This window comes from Nonomuraea sp. NPDC003560 (genome assembly GCF_042878785.1).
In the GTDB taxonomy this organism is placed as follows: Bacteria; Actinomycetota; Actinomycetes; order Streptosporangiales; family Streptosporangiaceae; genus Nonomuraea.
Window position 1 is genome coordinate 730,802 of sequence record NZ_JBIAOF010000001.1, and the last position, 18,303, is coordinate 749,104.

Here is an 18,303-nt window from a genome sequence, read left to right on the forward strand (position 1 = left end):
TCATGCTGAACGACGAATACCAAGAGTTGCGCAAGACCGTCGAGGCGTTCGCCCGTGACGTGGTGGCCCCCGTGATCGGCGACTACTACGAGCGCGAGGAGTTCCCCTACGACATCGTGCGCAAGATGGCCGACATGGGGCTGTTCGGCCTGCCGTTCCCGGAGGAGTACGGCGGCATGGGCGGCGACTACTTCGCGCTGTGCCTGGCCCTTGAGGAGCTGGCCCGCGCCGACTCCAGCGTGGCGATCACCCTGGAGGCCGCCGTCTCGCTGGGCGCGATGCCGATCTACCGGTTCGGCACCGACGAGCAGCGCCAGGAGTGGCTGCCCCGGCTGGCCTCCGGCGAGATGCTGGGCGCGTTCGGGCTGACCGAGCCCGGCGGCGGCTCCGACGTGCCGGGCGGCATGCGGACGACCGCCGTGCTCGACGGCGGCGAATGGGTGATCAACGGGACGAAGGCGTTCATCACCAACTCCGGCACCGACATCACCGGCGTGATCGGCGTGGCCGCGCTCACCGGCGAGCGGGAGATCTCCACGATCCTGGTGCCGAGCGGCACGCCGGGGTTCACCGTCTCCAAGAAGTACTCCAAGGTCGGCTGGAACGCCTCCGACACCCGCGAGCTGTCCTTCTCCGACTGCCGGGTGCCCGCCGCCAACCTGCTCGGCGAGCGCGGACGCGGCTACGCGCAGTTCCTGCAGACCCTCGACGAGGGCCGCATCGCCATCGCCGCCCTCAGCGTGGGCCTGGCCCAGGGCTGCGTGGACGAATGCCTCAAGTACGTCAGGGACCGCAAGGCGTTCGGCCACCCGATCGGCCACTACCAGGCCATCCAGTTCAAGATCGCCGACATGGAGGTGCGCGCCCACACCGCCCGGCTGGCCTACTACCACGCGGCCGAGAAGATGCTGGCCGGGGTGCCGTTCAAGAAGGAGGCGGCGATCGCCAAGCTGGTGTCCTCGAACGCGGCCATGGACAACTCCCGCGACGCCACGCAGGTGTTCGGCGGGTACGGCTTCATGAACGAGTTCCCGGTCGGCCGCTTCTACCGCGACGCCAAGATCCTGGAGATCGGCGAGGGCACCAGCGAGGTGCAGCGCATGCTCATCGCTCGCCAGCTCGGCCTCGGCGACCTCTGACCGGAGGCCGTACCGGACGTCACGGCACACTCCCGTGGCACGATGGACGAAAGGGCACAGAGGTTCTAGTGTCGTACCTCATGACGGCGGACGATCTTCTCATCAGGAGGGCGGAGAAGGCGGACGCGGACGAGGTGTTCGCGTTGGCGCGCGAGTTCGGGCTGACCTTCAGGCCGGAGCGCGCGGCCTTCGACGCCGCGCTCCCGCAGCTCCTGCGCAACGAGGACGCCCTGTTGCTCACGGCCGTGGTGGGCGGGCGCGTCCACGGGTACCTGCTGGGGTTCGTGCACCTGACGCTGTTCGCCAACGGGCCGGTCGCCTGGGTCGAGGAGGCGATGGTCCAGCCGGGCTCGCGCCGGCAGGGCATCGGCCGCCGGCTGCTGGAGGAGTTCGAGGCGTGGGCGCGTACCCGTCAGGCCGGGTACGTGGCGATGGCCACCCGGCGGGCGCCGGAGTTCTACCACGCCCTGGGGTACGAGGCGTCGGCCACCTTCTTCCGCAAGGTTTTGCGCTGACAGACGACGGCCCGGAGTTTCGGTCCGTTTTGTCGGTGTTTGATGGCATCCTTGGGGCGTGAGCATTCACACCGTCAGCCCCCTGTTCGTCGGGCGCGCCCGCGAGCTGCACGCTCTGGGCGACGCCCTGGCCAGAGCGCGTGCGGGCGCGTCGTCCACCGTGCTCGTGGGCGGCGAGGCGGGGGTCGGCAAGACCCGCCTGATCAGCGAGTTCATCGACCGGGCGGGCGAGGCGCGGGTGCTCGTCGGCGGCTGCCTGGAGCTGGGCACCGAGGGCCTGCCGTTCGCGCCGTTCACGGCCGTGCTGCGCGGGCTCGTGCGCGAGCTGGGGCGCGACGGCGTGGCGGCGCTGGTGCCCGGCGGCACGACGCGCGGGCTGGCCCGGCTGCTGCCCGAGTTCGGCGAGCCGGACAAGGACGGCGCCGAGGCGCGGGCCCGGCTGTTCGAGCAGGTGCTCGGGCTGCTGGAGCGGCTGGCCGAGGAGCGTCCGGTGCTGCTGGTGGTCGAGGACGCCCACTGGGCCGACCGCTCCACCCGTGACCTGCTGTCGTTCCTGGTCCGCTACCAGCGCACGGCGGCCCGGCTGATGATCGTGGTCACCTACCGCACCGACGAGCTGCACCGCACCCATCCGCTCCGGCCGATGCTGGCCGAGCTGGGCCGCATCGAGTGGGTGAGCCGGATCGAGCTGCGCCGCCTCACCCGCAGGGAGGCCGTCGCGCAGGCGGCCAGCATCCTGCGGCGCGAGCCGTCGGCCGCCGCGATGGACCTCATCTACGCCCGCAGCGAGGGCAACCCGCTGTTCGTCGAGGCGCTGCTGAGCGAGGCCGACGGCGGCGACATGCTGCCCGAGTCCCTGCGCGACCTGCTGCTGGCCAGCGTCGAGCGGCTGCCCGACGAGACCCAGGAGCTGCTGCGCGTGGCCAGCGCGGGCGGCCAGCGCATCGAGCACGACCTGCTGAGCGCGGTGGCCGGGCTCGACGACACCGCCCTGTCGCGGGCGCTGCGCCCCGCCGTGGCGGGCAACGTGCTGGTGGTCGACGGCGAGGGCTACGGCTTCCGGCACGCGCTCATCCGCGAGGCGCTCCACGACGACCTGCTGCCCGGCGAGCACACCCGCCTGCACACCCGCTACGCGCAGGCACTCGAACGCGACCTGTCGATCCTGCCCGCCCCGCGCGGCGCGATCGAGCTGGCCCACCACTGGCACTCCGCCCACGACTCCACCTGGGCGCTGGTCAGCGCCTGGCGCGCGGCCGCCGCGGCCCGCAAGTCCACCGCCTACGACGAGCAGCTCAGGATGCTCTCGCGGGTGCTGGAGCTGTGGGACCAGGTGCCCGACGCCGCCGAGCGCATCGGCTGCGGCCGCCTCGACGTGCTCAGGCAGACCTCCACGGTCGCCCACCTCGCCGGCGAGTACGAGCGCAGCCTGGCCCTGGCCGGGGCCGCGCTCGCTGAGGTCGACCTCGACGCCGACCCGATCACCGCGGCCACCCTGCTGCGCCAGCGCGGCCTGACCCGCTACGACCTGGGCCGCGCCGGCTATCTCGACGACCTGCGCCAGGCGGCCGAGCTGGTGCCCGCCGAGCCGCCGAGCAAGCTGCGCGGCCAGGTCCTGGAGACGCTGGCGCGCATGCTGCACCGTCCCGAGGACTGGCCGGAGAAGCTGGCGACGGCGCAGCTCGCCATGGAGATCGGCCACCAGATGGGCGACGCCAACGTCGAGGCCCACGCGCTCATCAGCCTCGCCTGGGCACGGTCGCGCTTCTCCGACATCGAGGCCCAGCTCGGGCAGTTCGCCGAGGCGCGCCGGGTCGCCCGCGCCCAGGGCGCCTACAACGCGCTGATGCGCTGCGCGATCTCCGAGTCCGACGCGCTGGAGGGCGCCGGACGGCACGAGCGGGCCGCCCAGGTCGCCCGCGAGGGCGTGCAGGAGGCCGGGCACTACGGCCTGGCGCGCACGTCCGGCACCTTCCTGGCGATCAACCTGACCGAGCCGCTGCTCTCGCTGGGCCGCTGGGACGAGGCGCTGCAGGTGGTCGAGCAGGCGCTCGACCTCGCGCCGCCAGCCCCCTACCGGGCCAGTCTCCAGGGGTTCCTGGTGGACATCGCGCTCGCGCGGGGACAGATCGACCGGGCCGACAAGCTGCTGTCGTCCTCCGCCAGCGTGTTCGCGCGCGGCACCTACCGGGACCAGACCGTGCTGCCGCAACTGCGCAGGCAGGTTCTGCTGCTGCGGGCGCAGGGGCGGCTCGGCGAGGCGCTGGAGGCCGCGTCCCGGGGGCTGGAGAACCAGGACCTGCTGCCCTCGCCGCGTTACGCCTGGCCGCTGCTGGTGACGTTCGCGCAGCTCGCCCGGCCCGCGCTCGGCGAGGGCGGGACGCCGTACGCGGGGGTCGCGGCGGCCCTCGTGGCGCGGCTGCGGGAGGTCGCGCGGGAGCTGGCCGTGGACGGCGACCTGCAGGAGGCGCAGCGGCTGACGTTCGCGGCGCTGACCGGGCCGGAGGAGGGGCTCGGCGGGGCGGCCCAGCTCAAGGCGTGGGAGTCGGCGGTGGCGGCCTGGGCGGGGTTGGGGCAGCCGTACGCGGAGGCGCAGTGCCTGGTGGGGGCCGCACAGGCGGCGCTGGCCGAGGGCGACCGGCGCGCCGCGGCCGGGATGGTGACGCGGGCGCGGGAGCTGGCCGCGCAACTGGGCGCCACGCCGCTGCTCGAACAGCTCGACGTGTTCGGACGGCGGGCCCGCGTCGGCGGCGCCGACGAGCCCGAGGGGCCGCCGCTGGGGCTGACCGCGCGCGAGCTGGAGGTGCTGCGCGAGGTGAGCAACGGGCGCAGCAACCGGGAGATCGCCGCGGCGCTGTTCATCTCGGTGAAGACGGTCAGCGTGCACGTCTCCAACATCCTGGCCAAGCTGGGCGTCGCCACCCGCGGCGAGGCGGCGGCCACGGCCCACCGGCTGGGCCTGTTCGGGTGACCGCGTAGGCGCGAGGTCAGCCGGTGAGCTGGGCCTCCAGGCGGTAGCCGTCCACCGTGACGTAGACCTGGTCGCCGGGGCGCGCGTTCAGGCGCATGAGCACCGGCTGCAGCGAGTCGAAGACCGGCTGATGGCCCTGCCAGACCAGCACGATCGCGTTGTCGCCCGGACCGGTCACCGACAGCAGGGTGCCCGGACGCATGCCGAGCTGGGCCGCGTAACCCTCCGGCACCGGCACCGGGCCGCCCCTGAGGTGTTCCGGGGTGACCTCGATGCGCTGCCAGCGGCGCGGGTCCGACGACGGACTCGGCAGCGGCGGAGGCGGCGTGGACGGCGTTCCGGCCAGGCTGCCGGGCAGCATGCCGGACCGGCCGCCGGACAGCGCCGACAACGTGGCCAGGGCCGCCGAGGGGTCGATCGAGTTCGCGCCCGCCGTCGGGATGGGCTGGCCGCCCCGGTGGTGGTGGCCGTTGGCGCCGGGCGTACGGCGGGGGAGGGGCTGGGCGGGCTGCGGGGAGGCGTCCGCCGGGCCGGGGGCCGACTCCGAGGGGAGGGCGTCGAGCCACGCCTTGGCGGAGTGGGCGCGGATGCCCAGCTCGGCCAGCAGCTCGACGACGTCGGTGTCCGGCGGGGCGGCGGCCAGGAGCTGCCGCGTACGGGCCTGGAGGCCGTGGATGTCGCCGACGACCAGCCAGCCGTCCTGGAGGCGGCGGTCGGGCATGAGCGTCACCAGGACCCGCCACAGGGGCGTGCGCAGCGACGGGACCATCGCCGGGTGGGCCGGGTCGGCGCCGATGAGCTGCTCCTCGGTGGCCGCCGCGCCGAGCCATTCGGTGAGCCGGAACATGTGGCCGGTGACCGGCGCCGACTCCGACGAGCGCAGCCAGTGCAGGACGCGTTCCTCGGCGGTGCGCTGGGCCTGGGAGAGCACGTCGCGGTCCACCAGCAGCTTGTGCGCCAGGGTGCGCAGGCTGACCGGGTCCTCGGCGAACAGCCGGTGCACGGCGACGGCCAGCTCCAGCTTGTCCAGGCCGCGGAACAGGCCGTCCACGACACGGACCATCGCGTGGTCGGGGTCGGCGGGCACCGGGCCGGGAGCGGCCGTCCCGCCGGGGACGGGGGCGGTGTACGGGGGGCCGTCGGCGCCGGCCTGCGGGCCGCCGTCCGGACGCCCGGCGGTGGGCCGCTGCGGCAACCGCGCACCACCCTGCGCCGGGAAGGACCCGGTCTGAGGCCCGCTGGACGGCTGCGCGGGGAACGAGCCGGTCTGAGGGCCGTTGGCGGGCTGGGCGGGGAACGAGCCGGTCTGAGGCCCGCTGGACGGTTGTGCAGGGAACGAGCCGGTCTGGCGGCCGCCTTCGGACTGCGCAGGGAACGAGCCGGTCTGGCGGGTGGCGTCGGGCTGGGCGGTGAAGGAGCCGGTCTGGTGTCCCTGGGCGTTCTCCGGCGGCGGGGGGAACGAGGCGGGCTGCTGGGCGGCGGGGCGGGCCGCGGCCGGGCGCTGCGGCAGGCCGCCCTCACCGGCCGGGGCCGGGCGCGGGGCGCCCTGGGGCTGGGCCGGGAAGGCGTCGCTGTGCGGGGTGAAGGCGGCGGGCGGGCGCTGGGGGCCGCTGGCGGGCTGGGCGGCGTACGCACCGGCTTCGGCCACCGGGACGGCCGGGAAGGACCCCGTCGCGCCGCGCGCGAGCGGACGGGTGACGTCCGGCGAGCCGGACTGCTGGGCGGGTACGGCCTCCCGCTGCGCCGGGATGCGCCCGAGCACCTCGCGCAGGACCGAGCCGACCACCACCTCGGGCGTCGCGGACGGGGTGGCGAGATCGCCGGGCGACAGGCGGCGCAGCCGCTGCCAGCCGCCGAGCCCGGTGATCGCCGTACGGGTGGCCTCCGGCCAGCCGGGCAGCGCCGGATCGACCTGATGGACGGCGAGCGCGGGAAGCAGGTCCACCAGCGGGAGATGATCCCAGCGGGAGGAGATCAGCCGGGCGAGCCGTTCGCAGACCCAGTCGAGACCCGCCGTGCCGAGCGCCCTGGACACCGCGAGCGAGGACCACCACCCCGCCGGCAGCCGCGGATCACCCAGCACCTCGGCCACCTGCTGAGGGCGGCTCCAGCGCAGAGCAGGGACGAGGTCGCTCAGGCAGATCGATGACTCGACTTCCATCGGCGGACCTTATCCTCCCCAGTGGGCCGCGTGGGCAACCCGGTACGCATGTGGCTAATGGTGCAGCCTACGCGGCAAGCTATCAATCAGTGTGAATAGGGTAAAGACGGTTCAGATCCAAACCGTACCGTGGACGGCCGCCCACCTGGGCCACACATTGCGCACCGGCACGGCAACCCGCCTCCAGCGCGAGCGCGGCGTCCGCCCCCTGGAGGGTGGCGGTGAGATACCCGGCCGCGAAGGCGTCACCGGCGCCCGTGGAGTCCACGACCTCGGCGGACACGCCCGCGCACGTCGCCGTGACCTTGCCGTCCACCGCCACCAGCGCGCCCTCGGCGCCCAGTTTCACGACCGCTGTGCCGTACGTCTCACTCAGCAGCACGGCGGCCCGCTCCGGCGCCGGGACGCCGGTCAGGACGAGCGCCTCGTCCAGGTTCGGGATGATCAGGTCGGCCGCGGACGTCTCCCGCATGAAACGTTCGACGCCGAAGTCCCGCAGCGGGCCCGTCGAGGCCGGGTCGATGCTGACCGGCACCCCGGCGGCGACGGCGTCCCGGACGGCGGCCCTGGCCAGGCGGAGACCGGGGGCCGCGAACAGCGTGTAACCCGACAGGTGCAGCCGGCCGACCCCATCCAGCAGGGACGGGTCCCAGTCGGCGTCGGAGATCAGGCCGCCCGCGCCGCGGTTGGTGAGCATGGAACGTTCGCCGGTCTTGTCCACCATGGCGATGACGACCGCCGTGGGGTGCTCCTGGTCCACCGGCACGTGGGGCCGGACGCCCGTCCTGACCAGCTCGGTCGTGTGCCACTCGCTGCTGTCGTAGCCGAGCTTGGCCAGCAGCCGCGAGTCGGCCCCCAGGTGGGCGGCCCAGGCGGCGGTGTTCGCGCCCGAGCCGCCGGGCCGCAGCACGATCTCCGCGGCGGTGTCGGTGCCCGCCATGACCGGGGAGCCGTGCAGCGCCACCACGTCGGTGACGACGTCACCGATCACCAGGAGGCCGGTGTCGCTCACGCCCGCGACCAGGCCACGGCGATCTCGGCGGCCAGGGCGGTGTTCCCGCGCACGGCGGCCAGGTTGGCCTCCAGCGACGCGCCGCCGGTGCCGTTGACGAGGTAGCTGAGCAGGAACGGCGTGATCGCCTGCCCCTTGACGCCTTCGCGCTCGGCGGCGGCCAGCGCCTCGGCCAGCACGCGGTCGTGCAGCGCCGGGTCGAGCTGCTGGTCCCGCGGCACCGGGTTGGCCACGATGAACGCTGTCTCCGGGCCGGCCAGCGCGTCCTGGCCGCGCATGACGGCGGCGGCGTCCTCGGGCGACTCGATCCGCCAGTCGATCGGCTGGCCGGAGGAGTTGAGGTAGAAGCCGGGGAAGGTGTCGGTGCGGTAGCCGGCCACGGTCACGCCGCGCGTCTCCAGCCGCTGCAACGTGGCCGGCACGTCGAGGATCGACTTCACGCCCGCGCAGACGACCGTGATGCGGGTGCGGGCCAGGGTGTCGAGGTCGGCGGACTCGTCCTGGTCCTCGGTCCAGCCGCGGTGCACGCCGCCCAGGCCGCCGGTCGCGAAGATCCGCACACCGGCGCGGGCGGCCAGGAACGACGTGGCCGACACGGTGGTCGCCCCGCTCGCCTTCAGCGCGGCGGCCAGCGGCAGGTCGCGCTGACCCAGCTTGCGCAGCCCGGACTCGGTGGCGATGCGCTCCAGCTCCAGCTCGTTCAGGCCGATCCTGGCCACGCCGTCGAGGACGGCGATCGTCGCCGGGACCGCGCCCGCCGCGCGGACCACTCCCTCCAGCTCGCGGGCCACCTCCAGGTTGCGCGGCTGCGGCAGGCCGTGGGAGATGATCGTGGACTCCAGGGCCACGACGGGCGCGCCGCCCGCCAGGGCCTCGGCGACCTCGTCGGACGGCTGGAGAAGGGGATCGGTGGCGCTGCGCATGACGGGTTTCAAGCTCCTTGAGTGGTCCTGGCCGGTTCAGGGAGAACGGCGTGCCTGACGGAATTTGTTCCGAACAGAGCAGCGTACGGTGGCCTGGCCAGGACGTCCACTCGGGCGGCCCTCACAGCAGCACGGCGACCCCGGTGAGCGAGACGGCGGCGATGAGCCCGGTGGCGATGGCGCCGAGCAGCACGGCCCGCCCGCCCTTGACGAGTTTGCGCACGTCGATCCCGGTTCCCAGGCCGAACAGGGCGGCGGCCATGAGCACGTTGGTGACCTGCGGGACCGCCCGCGTGACGACGTCCGGGACCCAGCCGGTGCTGCGTACCGCCACCATGACGAGGAACGCCGCCACGAACAGCGGCATGACGGGCGTCCGGCGCCCCTCCCGCCGGTCGGCCGCGGGCGCACCGGTCACGGAGCGGCGGGCACGGAAGGACGTCAGGGCGACGATGGGGGCCAGCAGGACGACGCGGGCCAGCTTCACCGTCACCGCGGCGGCCAGGACGCCCGACGCCGCGCCGATCGCGGCCACCTGCGCCACCTCGTGCACGGCCGCGCCGGTCCAGACGCCGAGCTGGGCCGGCGACAGCCCGAGCAGCGCCGCCAGCGCCGGGACGGCCACGATGGCCGCGCTGCCGTAGAGCACGACCACGCTCAGCGCGGCGGCCGCGTCGTCGTCGTCGGTGTCCTCCGCGCTCTCGCGCATGGCCGCGACCGCCGCCGCCCCGCAGATCGACACCCCGGTCGCCACCAGCAGCGACGTGCCGGACGACAGGCCCAGGCGGCGGCCGATCAGCGGCGTCACCGTGAACGTCACGCCGGTCGCGGTCACCACGATCACCAGCGTCTGCCAGCCGAGCGCGAGCACCTGCGGCAGCGCGATCTGGAGCCCGAGCAGCGCGATCGCCACCCGCAGCACCCGCCGGGCCACGAACGCCAGCCCCGGCCTGAACCGCTCCCAGACGGCCCCCGCCCCGCCCCACCGCGCGGACGTCGCCGCCCAGGCCGCGAGGTTGGCCAGGACCGCCCCGGACAGCACCGCGATCACCGCCGGGCTGAACGCCGGGGCGAACCGGTTCGCCACCATGGCCACCACCACGGCGACGGCCGCCAGCCCGATGCCCGGCCACACCGACGCCGTGGGGACGGCCGGCGCCGCGCCGCCTCGGGGGTCGGGGGTCGGCCGGGTCGCGGTGAGCGGGGGGATCCGCTGGTCGGGGAGAGGCATGATCCCAGTCTTCGGGCCCTGCGCACCGGCCGGTAGACACGCGTTGACTGGGAGGCCATAGCCTGTGGCTATGAGTGCGCTGCCGGATCTCGACTCGCTGAAGCTGCTGGTCGACGTGGGCGAGCTGGGCAGCCTGGGCCAGGCGGCCAAGGCGGCGGGCATGGCCCAGCCGTCGGCCAGCAAGCGGGTGGCCATGCTGGAGCGCCGCCTCGGCGTCCCGTTGCTGGAGCGCACGCCGCGCGGGTCCACGCTCACCGTCGAGGGCCGGATGGTGGCCGGATGGGCGGCCCAGGTGCTGGCCGCGGCCGAGGAGCTGATGCGGGCCGTGGAGGCGGTGCGGCACAGCGAGGCGGCCCACCTGCGGGTGGCCGCCAGCATGACGGTGGCCGAGTACCTGGTGCCGCGCTGGCTCGGCGAGCTGCAGAACCGCGAGCCCGAGGTCCAGGTGGGGCTGGACGTGGTCAACTCCGCCGACGTCGCGGCCAGGGTGCTGGGCGAGGAGGTGGAGCTCGGCTTCGTCGAGGGGCCGACCGTGCCGGAGGGGCTGGACAGCCGGGTGGTGGGCACCGACCGGCTGGTCGTCGTGGTGGCCCCCGGCCATCCCTGGGCGCGCCGCCGTACGGCCCTGCGCGGGGCCGAGCTGGCCGCCACGCCGCTGGTGGTACGTGAGCCGGGCTCGGGTACCCGGGAGACGCTGGACGTGGCGTTCAAGAGCCTCCACCGGGCCAGCCCTCGCCTGGAGCTCGGGTCGAACTCGGCGGTCAAGGGGGCGGCGCAGGCCGGGGCCGCGCCCGCGGTGCTCAGCGGTTACGCGGTCGAGGCGGACATCGCGACCGGCCGCCTGGTCGAGGTGCCCCTCGCCGGGCTCAACCTGGTCCGGAACCTGCGCGCGGTGTGGCGGCGCGGGCGCTCGCTCACCGCCCCGGCCGCCACGCTCCTGGCCATCGCCAGCCGTCCGTGAGCACGTCCCCGAAGGTGGCCGTTGACGCCGCCTGGAACGCGATCTAGCTTTCCCTTAGGAAAGTTTCCTAAAAGTAAGAGCGCGTTCACCCCCCGAACCTCAGGAGACTCCGCATGAGCCTTCGTCGTCCCCTCGTCGCCCTGGCCGGATCGGCGGTGATGTGCCTCGCCGCGGCGGGCCTGGCGCCGTCGCCCGCCCTGGCCGCGCCCACCGACTGCACCGCCTGGGTCAGCGGCGGCTACGCCTACAGCAGCTGCGCCTCCGGCACCGGCCAGCACGCCGTCGGGGTGGAGCAGTCGCACCCGTACGCCGGGCCGATCATCCTCACCGGCGGCTGGACGGCCGTCGGCGGGGTCTCCTCGGTACGGCTCACGCCGTGGCCGGTCAAGCGCGTCTGGGTGAACAGGACGGGCTGACGGATCCGGGCCCGGCCGGGAGGGGACCCCGGCCGGGCCCACCCGCGAGTGGCCGCGCCATCTCCGCGTGAACCGTTGACTAAGGGCACAGGTCGGGTCATAAGGTGCGGGGATGGGTGCGTATGACGTCGTCGTGGCAGGTGGCGGGCACAACGGGCTGGTCGCGGCCGCCTACCTCGCCGGAGCCGGCCGCCGGGTCCTGGTGCTGGAGCGCCTGGGGCACGTCGGCGGCCTGGCGATCTCCACGCGGGCCTTCCCGGGCGTGGACGTCCGCCTGTCCCGCTACTCCTACCTGGTGAGCCTGCTGCCCACCCGGATCGTCCGCGACCTCGGCCTCGACCTCGACCTGCGCCGCCGCCGGTACGCCTCCTACACCCCCAAGGGCGACACCGGCCTGCTCGTCGACAACGAGGACGAGGCCCGCACCGCCGCCTCCTTCCGCGCCGTCACCGGCGGCGAGCACGACCACCGCGCCTGGCGCGACTTCTACGCCATGACGGCGGACGTGGCCCGCGTCCTGGCCCCCACGCTGCTCGAACCCCTGCGCACCCCGGCCGAGATCGAGCGCCTGGTCGGCCCGGCGGCCTGGCGCGACCTGTTCGCCCGGCCCGTCGGCCAGACCGTGGACGAGCGGTTCGCCGACGACACCGTGCGCGGCGTCGTGCTCACCGACGCGCTGATCGGCACGTTCGCCGACCCGTCCGCCGACCTGCTGGCCAACAGGTGCTTCCTCTACCACGTGATCGGCGACGGCACCGGCGAGTGGAACGTCCCGGTGGGCGGCATGGGCGCGGTCTCCGGCGCGCTGGAGCGGGCGGCCAGGCGGGCCGGGGCGGAGATCAGGACCGGCGCGGAGATCGTCGGCATCTCGCCGTCGGGCGAGGTCACGTACGTCGCCGAGGACGGCGAGCACACCGTGGACGGCCGCCACGTGCTGGTCAACCTGCCCCCGGCGGTGCTCGACCGGGTGCTCGGCGGGCGCGCGACCGTGCCGGAGGGCGCGCAGCTCAAGGTCAACATGGTGCTCGCCCGGCTGCCCCGGCTGAAGGACCCCTCGGCCGACCCCCGGGCCGCCTTCAGCGGCACGTTCCACATCAACGAGGGGCGCGACCAGCTCGCGAAGGCGTACGAGCAGGCGGCGCGAGGGGAGATCCCGGAAACGCCGCCCGCGGAGGTCTACTGCCATTCCTTGACGGACCCGTCCATCCTGGGGCCGGAACTGCGGGGGAAGGCCGAGACGATGACCCTGTTCGGCCTCCACATGCCCGCCCGACTTTTCCGGGAAAATCCAGAAAAAGCGCGCGAGGATGCGTTGCGGGCCACGTTCGCCTCCATGAACGCGGTGCTCGCCGAGCCCATCGAGGACTGCCTGCTCCGCACCCCCGACGGCACGCCGTGCGTCGAGGTCAGAACCCCCGTCGACCTGGAGAGGGACGCGGGACTGCCGGGCGGCCACATCTTCCACGCCGACCTGAGCTGGCCGTACGCGGAGGAGAGGGGATGGGGCGTCGAGACCGGGCACGAACGCATCCTGCTGTGCGGCGCCGCGGCCCGCAGGGGCGGCGGCGTGAGCGGGATCGGCGGCCACAACGCGGCCATGGCGCTGCTGCGGCCCTGAACCGCGCCGGGAGGACCGCCGTTCCCCGTGGCGCTTTCTCAGGACACATCGATGATCCCGTTCATCGTGCTCTCATAGTGGGCTCATATCTTGTGACACATGAGTGAGCCCGCACGGTTGCTGGTGGTGGACGACGAGCCCGCGTTGCGCGAGGCGCTGCAGTCGAGCCTGGAGTTCGAGGGCTACCGGGTCGGCACCGCCAACGACGGGCAGGCGGCGCTGGAGGCGCTGGCCGGTGAGCCGTACGACGCGGTGCTGCTCGACGTGATGATGCCGCGGCTCGACGGGCTCACCGCCTGCCGGCGGCTGCGGGCCCAGGGCAACCACATCCCCGTGCTCATGCTCACCGCCCGCGACGCCGTCGGCGACCGGGTGTCCGGGCTCGACGCGGGGGCCGACGACTACCTGGTCAAGCCGTTCGAGCTGGACGAGCTGCTGGCCCGGGTGCGCGCGCTGCTGCGCCGCGGCGCGCTCAACGCGGGCTCGGCCGACGGCGGCACGCTGTCCTACGGCGACCTGCGCATGGACCCGGCGACCAGGGAGGTCACCCGCGGCGCCCGCGCGCTCGACCTCACCAGGACCGAGTACCTGCTGATGGAGCTGTTCCTGGCCCACCCCCGCCAGGTCCTGACCCGCGACCAGATCCTCAACGAGGTGTGGGGCTTCGACTTCGAGCCGACCTCCAACTCCCTCGACGTGTACGTCATGTACCTGCGCCGCAAGACCGAGGCCGGGGGAGAGCCCCGGGTGATCCACACGGTCCGCGGGGTGGGGTACGTCCTACGGGCCACACCGTGATCCGCAACAGCCTGCGCGCCCGGCTGACGCTGCTCATCACCTTCGCCGTGGCGCTGGCGGTCGCGATCAGCGCCGGCGCCTGCTTCCTGATCGTCCGCCACCAGACCTACGAGCAGGCCGACCGCCAGCTCGGCTCCCAGCCGGGCAAGGACCCCAGCAACGACCTGGTCTGGATCCGCAAGAACTGCCGCGCCACCCCCGCGCCGAAGGACCACTACGGCCCGCCGCACTCCACCCAGCTCATCTTCGCCAACGGCACCCCGCCCTGCTACGTGGGCCCCGCGCTGGTGGTGACGCCCGAGGACATGGCGGTGGCCAAGGGCGAGTGGCCCGAGTCCAGGCACTTCCACAACGGCGTCACCGCGGACGGCACCGAGATGCGCGTCCTCACCCAGCAGATCGCGCCGGGCGTCGCGGTGATGGACGCAGCCCCCCTGCGCGAGCTGCGCAACACGCTGAAGGCGGTGGCGCTGCTGCTGGGCGGCGTGGCGCTGTTCGGCGTCCTGCTGGCGGCCTGGGTCGGGCTGCTCATCGCGCGCGCCGCGCTGCGTCCCGTCGTCCGGCTGACCAAGGCGGCCGAGCACATCGCCGAGACCGAGGACCTCAACACCCGCATCCCCGTCCAGGGCAACGACGAGATCGCCCGGCTCAGCTCCTCCTTCAACGCCATGACCGCCGCCCTGGCCGGTTCCCGCGAACGCCAGCAGCAGCTCGTCGCCGACGCCGGTCACGAGCTGCGCACCCCGCTCACCACCCTGCGCACCAACATCGACCTGCTGCTGCGCAGCGAGCAGACCGGCAGGCAGCTCGACCCGGGCGCCAAGGAACGCCTGCTGGTCAACGTCAAGGCGCAGTTCGCGGAGCTGTCCACGCTGGTCGGCGACCTGCTCCAGCTCGCCAGGGGCGACACCGACCACGAGCCGCACGTCGAGCTGGCCCTGCACGACGTCGTCACGGCCGCCGCCGAACGCGCCCGGCTGCGCGGCGCCGACGTGCGCACCGACCTGCACCCCTGGTACGTCGTCGGCAGCCCCGCCTCGCTCGAACGCGCCGTGCTCAACCTCATCGACAACGCCCGCAAGTTCAGCCCCGAGGGCCAGGTCGAGGTCTCGCTCAAGGACGGCCGGCTGACGGTCCGCGACCACGGCCCCGGCATCCCCGAGGAGGAGCTGCCGCACGTCTTCGAGCGCTTCTGGCGCTCGCCCTCGGCCCGCGGCCTGCCCGGCTCCGGGCTGGGCCTGGCGATCGTGGCGCAGGCCGTGTCCGAGACCGGCGGCAAGGTCCGGCTGTCCAACGCGCCCGGCGGCGGCGCGATCGCGACGATCGATCTTCCCGGAACTCTCACTCGTCACTCACAATCGGATAAGTCCTCTCAAAGACCCGAATCGTGAGCTGGCTGCATGGAGACAACAGCGGTAAGGACGCGCCTGGTAGAGGTGGTCGTCCCGGTCCACAACGAGCAGCGGGCGCTGCGGGAGAGCGTCGCCCGGCTGCACGCCTACCTCGCCACCACGTTCCCGTACGGCTTCCGCATCACCATCGCCGACAACGCCAGCACCGACGACACCTGGCGGCTGGCCACCGAGCTGGCCCGTGAGCTGCCGCGGGTACGGGCCGTGCACCTCGACGAGAAGGGCCGCGGCCGGGCCCTGCGCCAGGTCTGGTCCACCAGCGAGGCCGACGTCGTCAGCTACATGGACGTCGACCTGTCCACCGACCTGGACGCCTTCCTCCCGCTGGTCGCCCCCCTGCTGTCGGGCCACAGCGACCTGGCCATCGGCACCCGCCTGGCCAGAGCCTCGCGGGTGGAGCGCGGGCCCAAGCGGGAGTTCATCTCCCGCTCGTACAACCTGCTGCTGCGCTCGGTGATGGGCGCCGGGTTCTCCGACGCGCAGTGCGGGTTCAAGGCCGTGCGCACGGAGATCGCGCAGGCGCTGCTGCCCGCCGTCGAGGACGAGCAGTGGTTCTTCGACACCGAGCTGCTGCTGCTGGCCGAGCGGCACGGCCTGCGCATCCACGAGGTCCCCGTCGACTGGGTGGACGACCCCGACAGCCGCGTGGACCTCCTGCGGACCGCCCTGGACGACCTGCGCGGGCTGGCCAGGGTGGCCCGCAGGACCCTGTCGGGCGCGGCGCGCCTGCCGATGCCCGCCCGGGTGCGGCGGGCCGAGCTGCCGAAGGGGATGGCCAGGCAGCTGCCCAGGTTCGCGATCGTGGGCGTGGTCAGCACGCTGGCCTACCTGGCGCTGTTCTCGATGTCCCGGCAGGTCGTCCCCGCGCAGCTCGCCAACGCGGTCGCGCTGCTCGTCACGGCCGTGGCCAACACGGCGGCCAACCGCCGCTTCACGTTCGGGGTCAAGGGCTCGGGCGGGGCGCTGCGCGACCAGTTCGAAGGCCTGATCGCGTTCCTGGTGGGGCTGGCGCTGACGTCGGGGAGCCTCGCGCTGCTGCCGGGCGGGGTCTCGCACGGGGTGGAGCTGGTGGCGGTCATCGCGGCCAACGCGGCGGCCACCCTCGTGCGGTTCCTGCTGCTGCGCGTGTGGGTGTTCAACCCCCGGCGCAGGAGCGGGCGGTGACCGCCGTCGCCGCGCCCGCCCGGGTGCGCGCGCTGACCGGCGCCGCGGGCGACCCGCGCTGGTCGCGGCCCGCGATGTGGACGGTGCTGGCCGCCGCCTTCGTCCTGTACGCCTGGGCGCTCAGCGGGAACGCCAACGAGTACTACGCCGCCGCCGTCCTGTCGGGCACGCGGAGCTGGAAGGCGTTCTTCTTCGGCGCGATCGACGCCGGGTCCTTCATCACGGTGGACAAGCCGCCGCTCGCGCTGTGGGTCATGGGGCTGTCGGCGCGGATCTTCGGCTACAGCACGTACAGCATGCTGATGCCGCAGGTCCTCGCGGGTGTGGCGGCCGTCGGGACGGTGTACTCGGCGGTCCGCCGGTCCTTCGGGCGCACCCGTCAGGGGCACGTCGCGGCGCTGGTCGCGGCCGTGGTCATGACGCTCACCCCGATCACGGTGGCCATCAACCGGGACAACAATCCCGACACCGTGCTCGTACTGCTGCTGGTGCTGGCGGCCTGGTTCTGCCTGGAGTCGCTGCGCACGGCCCGGCTGCGGCCGCTGCTCCTCGCCGCGCTGTTCGTGGGGCTCGGGTTCAACGCCAAGATGTTGCAGGCGTACCTGGTGGTGCCCGCGTTCGGGGTGGCGTACCTGGTGTGCGCCCGTCACGGCCTGGCCCGGCGGGTGGGGCACCTGCTGGCCGCCGGGGTCGTGCTGGTCGCGTCCAGCGCCTGGTGGATGGTGGTCGTCGACCTCTGGCCCGCCGCCTCGCGGCCCTACGTCGGCGGCTCGACCGACAACACGGTCCGGGACCTGGTGATCGGCTACAACGGGCTCGGCCGGATCTTCGGCCAGGACCGGGCCGGCGGCGGGTCCGGCGGCGCGAACTTCGGCGGGCAGGCCGGGGCCGGGCGGCTGTTCAACGAGGTCATGGCCGGGCAGATCTCCTGGCTGCTGCCGTTCTGCGCGGTGGCACTGGCCTTCGCCGTGCTGCTGCGGGTGCGCGGGACCCTCTTCGGCGGGGCCGCCTGGTTGCTGTGGGGCGGCTGGCTGGTCGTGCACCACGCCGTGTTCAGCTTCTCCCATGGAACGTTCCATCCCTACTACACGACCGCGATGGCGCCCGCCGTGGCCGCGCTGACCGGCATGGGGGCGACCGTGATGTGGCAGGCGTACCGCGGGTCGCGGGGCTGGGCGTGGGCGCTGCCCGCGGCGGTCGCGGTGACCGGCGGGTGGGCGTTCGTGGTGCTGCGCCGCACGCCGGAGTGGCTGCCGTGGCTGGCCTGGGTCGTGCTCGGGGCGACCACAGTGGCCGTGGTGGCGCTCGTGACAGTGATCGTGACAGGGCTCGTGCCGGCGTCCGCGACAGGGGCCGCGACGGGGCTCGTGGCGGGCAGGGGGCGGATGGCGGGCCGGGTGACCGTCGTGGCGGTGGCGGCCGCTGTGGTCGCGGGGCTCGCCGGTCCGGCGGCCTACGCCGTCTCATCGCTGGGAACGCCGATGAACGGGACCAACCCCACGGCGGGCCCGTCCACGGGCCGCACGGGCGGCCCCGGCGGCTTCGGCGGCCCGCCACCGGGCGGCGAGCTCCCCGGCGTCCGGACGGACGCCCTCCAGGGCGACGAGCCGCCGCAGGGGGAGCCGGGCGTCCGCGAGCGCGATTCCATGGGCGGCGGCGTGGCCGACTCGACGGTGCAGTACCTGGTCGCCAACCAGGGCCGGGCGACGTGGCTGGTAGCCGTGGGCAGCGCCCAGCAGGCGTCCTCGATCATCCTGTCCACCGGCCGCCCGGTGATCGCCATGGGCGGCTTCACCGGCTCCGACCCCGCCATGACCGTCCCCCGCCTGCGGGAGCTCGTCTCGTCGGGACGGCTCAGGTACGTGCTGCCCGGCGGCCGGGGCGGTCCCGGCGGCGACACCGCGGTGACCACCTGGGTCACCGCCGGCTGCGCGGCCGTGGACGGCCACACCGGCCTGTACGATTGCGCGCCCTGAGGAAGC

General features: G+C 74.0%; 14 protein-coding genes. 10 read left to right on the plus strand and 4 right to left on the minus strand.

The window, feature by feature from the left end:
* The first annotated feature begins 2 nt into the window (after positions 1–2).
* The 3 genes from ACFYUV_RS03460 to ACFYUV_RS03470 all read left to right on the plus strand — a co-directional run bounded on the left by ACFYUV_RS03460 (position 3) and on the right by ACFYUV_RS03470 (position 4,625).
* Positions 3–1,139 (plus strand): acyl-CoA dehydrogenase family protein, encoded by a 1,137-nt coding sequence (locus ACFYUV_RS03460; protein WP_352357043.1) that lies wholly within the window; start codon positions 3–5, stop codon positions 1,137–1,139.
* A gap of 80 nt (positions 1,140–1,219) precedes the next feature.
* Positions 1,220–1,654 carry a GNAT family N-acetyltransferase gene (locus tag ACFYUV_RS03465; RefSeq protein ID WP_364337917.1) on the plus strand — a complete coding sequence of 145 codons (435 nt, stop codon included), beginning with the start codon at positions 1,220–1,222 and terminating at the stop codon, positions 1,652–1,654.
* A 58-nt stretch (positions 1,655–1,712) separates the two neighbouring features.
* Positions 1,713–4,625 carry an ATP-binding protein gene (locus ACFYUV_RS03470; RefSeq protein WP_387664378.1) on the plus strand — a complete coding sequence of 971 codons (2,913 nt, stop codon included), beginning with the start codon at positions 1,713–1,715 and terminating at the stop codon, positions 4,623–4,625.
* 16 nt (positions 4,626–4,641) lie between these two features.
* Here the strand turns inward: ACFYUV_RS03470 and ACFYUV_RS03475 are convergent, their stop codons facing one another.
* The 4 genes from ACFYUV_RS03475 to ACFYUV_RS03490 all read right to left on the minus strand — a co-directional run bounded on the left by ACFYUV_RS03475 (position 4,642) and on the right by ACFYUV_RS03490 (position 9,952).
* On the minus strand, positions 4,642–6,786 hold the full coding sequence (locus ACFYUV_RS03475; protein ID WP_387664380.1) for a hypothetical protein: 2,145 nt from the start codon (positions 6,784–6,786) through the stop codon (positions 4,642–4,644).
* Between the two features lie 82 nt (positions 6,787–6,868).
* The gene (locus tag ACFYUV_RS03480; RefSeq protein ID WP_387664382.1) at positions 6,869–7,798 is read right to left on the minus strand and encodes a carbohydrate kinase family protein; all 930 of its coding nucleotides are present in this window, start codon (positions 7,796–7,798) and stop codon (positions 6,869–6,871) included.
* Positions 7,795–8,721 carry a pseudouridine-5'-phosphate glycosidase gene (locus ACFYUV_RS03485; RefSeq protein ID WP_358285202.1) on the minus strand — a complete coding sequence of 309 codons (927 nt, stop codon included), beginning with the start codon at positions 8,719–8,721 and terminating at the stop codon, positions 7,795–7,797. Before ACFYUV_RS03485 ends, ACFYUV_RS03480 begins: the two co-directional genes overlap by 4 nt.
* A 121-nt stretch (positions 8,722–8,842) precedes the next feature.
* Positions 8,843–9,952, minus strand: coding sequence for a YeiH family protein (locus ACFYUV_RS03490; protein WP_387664384.1), 1,110 nt, complete (start codon positions 9,950–9,952; stop codon positions 8,843–8,845).
* 70 nt (positions 9,953–10,022) lie between these two features.
* Between ACFYUV_RS03490 and ACFYUV_RS03495 the strand changes: the two genes are divergently transcribed.
* The 7 genes from ACFYUV_RS03495 to ACFYUV_RS03525 all read left to right on the plus strand — a co-directional run bounded on the left by ACFYUV_RS03495 (position 10,023) and on the right by ACFYUV_RS03525 (position 18,297).
* Positions 10,023–10,913, plus strand: a complete 891-nt coding sequence (locus tag ACFYUV_RS03495; RefSeq protein WP_387664386.1) for a LysR substrate-binding domain-containing protein — start codon at positions 10,023–10,025, stop codon at positions 10,911–10,913.
* A 113-nt stretch (positions 10,914–11,026) separates the two neighbouring features.
* Positions 11,027–11,329 (plus strand): hypothetical protein, encoded by a 303-nt coding sequence (locus tag ACFYUV_RS03500; protein WP_387664388.1) that lies wholly within the window; start codon positions 11,027–11,029, stop codon positions 11,327–11,329.
* Positions 11,330–11,441: 112 nt separating this feature from the next.
* On the plus strand, positions 11,442–12,947 hold the full coding sequence (locus ACFYUV_RS03505; RefSeq protein ID WP_387664390.1) for a phytoene desaturase family protein: 1,506 nt from the start codon (positions 11,442–11,444) through the stop codon (positions 12,945–12,947).
* A gap of 99 nt (positions 12,948–13,046) precedes the next feature.
* Positions 13,047–13,745 carry a response regulator transcription factor gene (locus ACFYUV_RS03510; protein WP_358285211.1) on the plus strand — a complete coding sequence of 233 codons (699 nt, stop codon included), beginning with the start codon at positions 13,047–13,049 and terminating at the stop codon, positions 13,743–13,745.
* Entirely contained in the window at positions 13,742–15,136 is a 1,395-nt protein-coding gene (locus ACFYUV_RS03515) for a sensor histidine kinase (protein WP_387664392.1), read from the plus strand. The genes ACFYUV_RS03510 and ACFYUV_RS03515 overlap by 4 nt, the downstream gene beginning before the upstream one ends.
* A gap of 9 nt (positions 15,137–15,145) precedes the next feature.
* Positions 15,146–16,321 carry a glycosyltransferase gene (locus tag ACFYUV_RS03520; RefSeq protein WP_387664394.1) on the plus strand — a complete coding sequence of 392 codons (1,176 nt, stop codon included), beginning with the start codon at positions 15,146–15,148 and terminating at the stop codon, positions 16,319–16,321.
* Complete coding sequence (locus ACFYUV_RS03525) at positions 16,318–18,297, plus strand: ArnT family glycosyltransferase (RefSeq protein ID WP_387664396.1); 1,980 nt, start codon at positions 16,318–16,320, stop codon at positions 18,295–18,297. The genes ACFYUV_RS03520 and ACFYUV_RS03525 overlap by 4 nt, the downstream gene beginning before the upstream one ends.
* Positions 18,298–18,303: the final 6 nt, after the last annotated feature.

What these genes read in the sequence shown, in the direction of transcription:
- ACFYUV_RS03465 (WP_364337917.1), top strand. Translation starts at nt 1,220, where the DNA reads ATGACGGCGGACGATCTTCTCATCAGGAGGGCGGAGAAGGCGGACGCG.
- ACFYUV_RS03460 (WP_352357043.1), top strand. Translation starts at nt 3, where the DNA reads ATGCTGAACGACGAATACCAAGAGTTGCGCAAGACCGTCGAGGCGTTC.
- ACFYUV_RS03475 (WP_387664380.1), bottom strand. Translation starts at nt 6,786, where the DNA reads ATGGAAGTCGAGTCATCGATCTGCCTGAGCGACCTCGTCCCTGCTCTG.
- ACFYUV_RS03495 (WP_387664386.1), top strand. Translation starts at nt 10,023, where the DNA reads ATGAGTGCGCTGCCGGATCTCGACTCGCTGAAGCTGCTGGTCGACGTG.
- ACFYUV_RS03485 (WP_358285202.1), bottom strand. Translation starts at nt 8,721, where the DNA reads ATGCGCAGCGCCACCGATCCCCTTCTCCAGCCGTCCGACGAGGTCGCC.
- ACFYUV_RS03520 (WP_387664394.1), top strand. Translation starts at nt 15,146, where the DNA reads ATGGAGACAACAGCGGTAAGGACGCGCCTGGTAGAGGTGGTCGTCCCG.
- ACFYUV_RS03490 (WP_387664384.1), bottom strand. Translation starts at nt 9,952, where the DNA reads ATGCCTCTCCCCGACCAGCGGATCCCCCCGCTCACCGCGACCCGGCCG.
- ACFYUV_RS03505 (WP_387664390.1), top strand. Translation starts at nt 11,442, where the DNA reads ATGGGTGCGTATGACGTCGTCGTGGCAGGTGGCGGGCACAACGGGCTG.
- ACFYUV_RS03500 (WP_387664388.1), top strand. Translation starts at nt 11,027, where the DNA reads ATGAGCCTTCGTCGTCCCCTCGTCGCCCTGGCCGGATCGGCGGTGATG.
- ACFYUV_RS03510 (WP_358285211.1), top strand. Translation starts at nt 13,047, where the DNA reads ATGAGTGAGCCCGCACGGTTGCTGGTGGTGGACGACGAGCCCGCGTTG.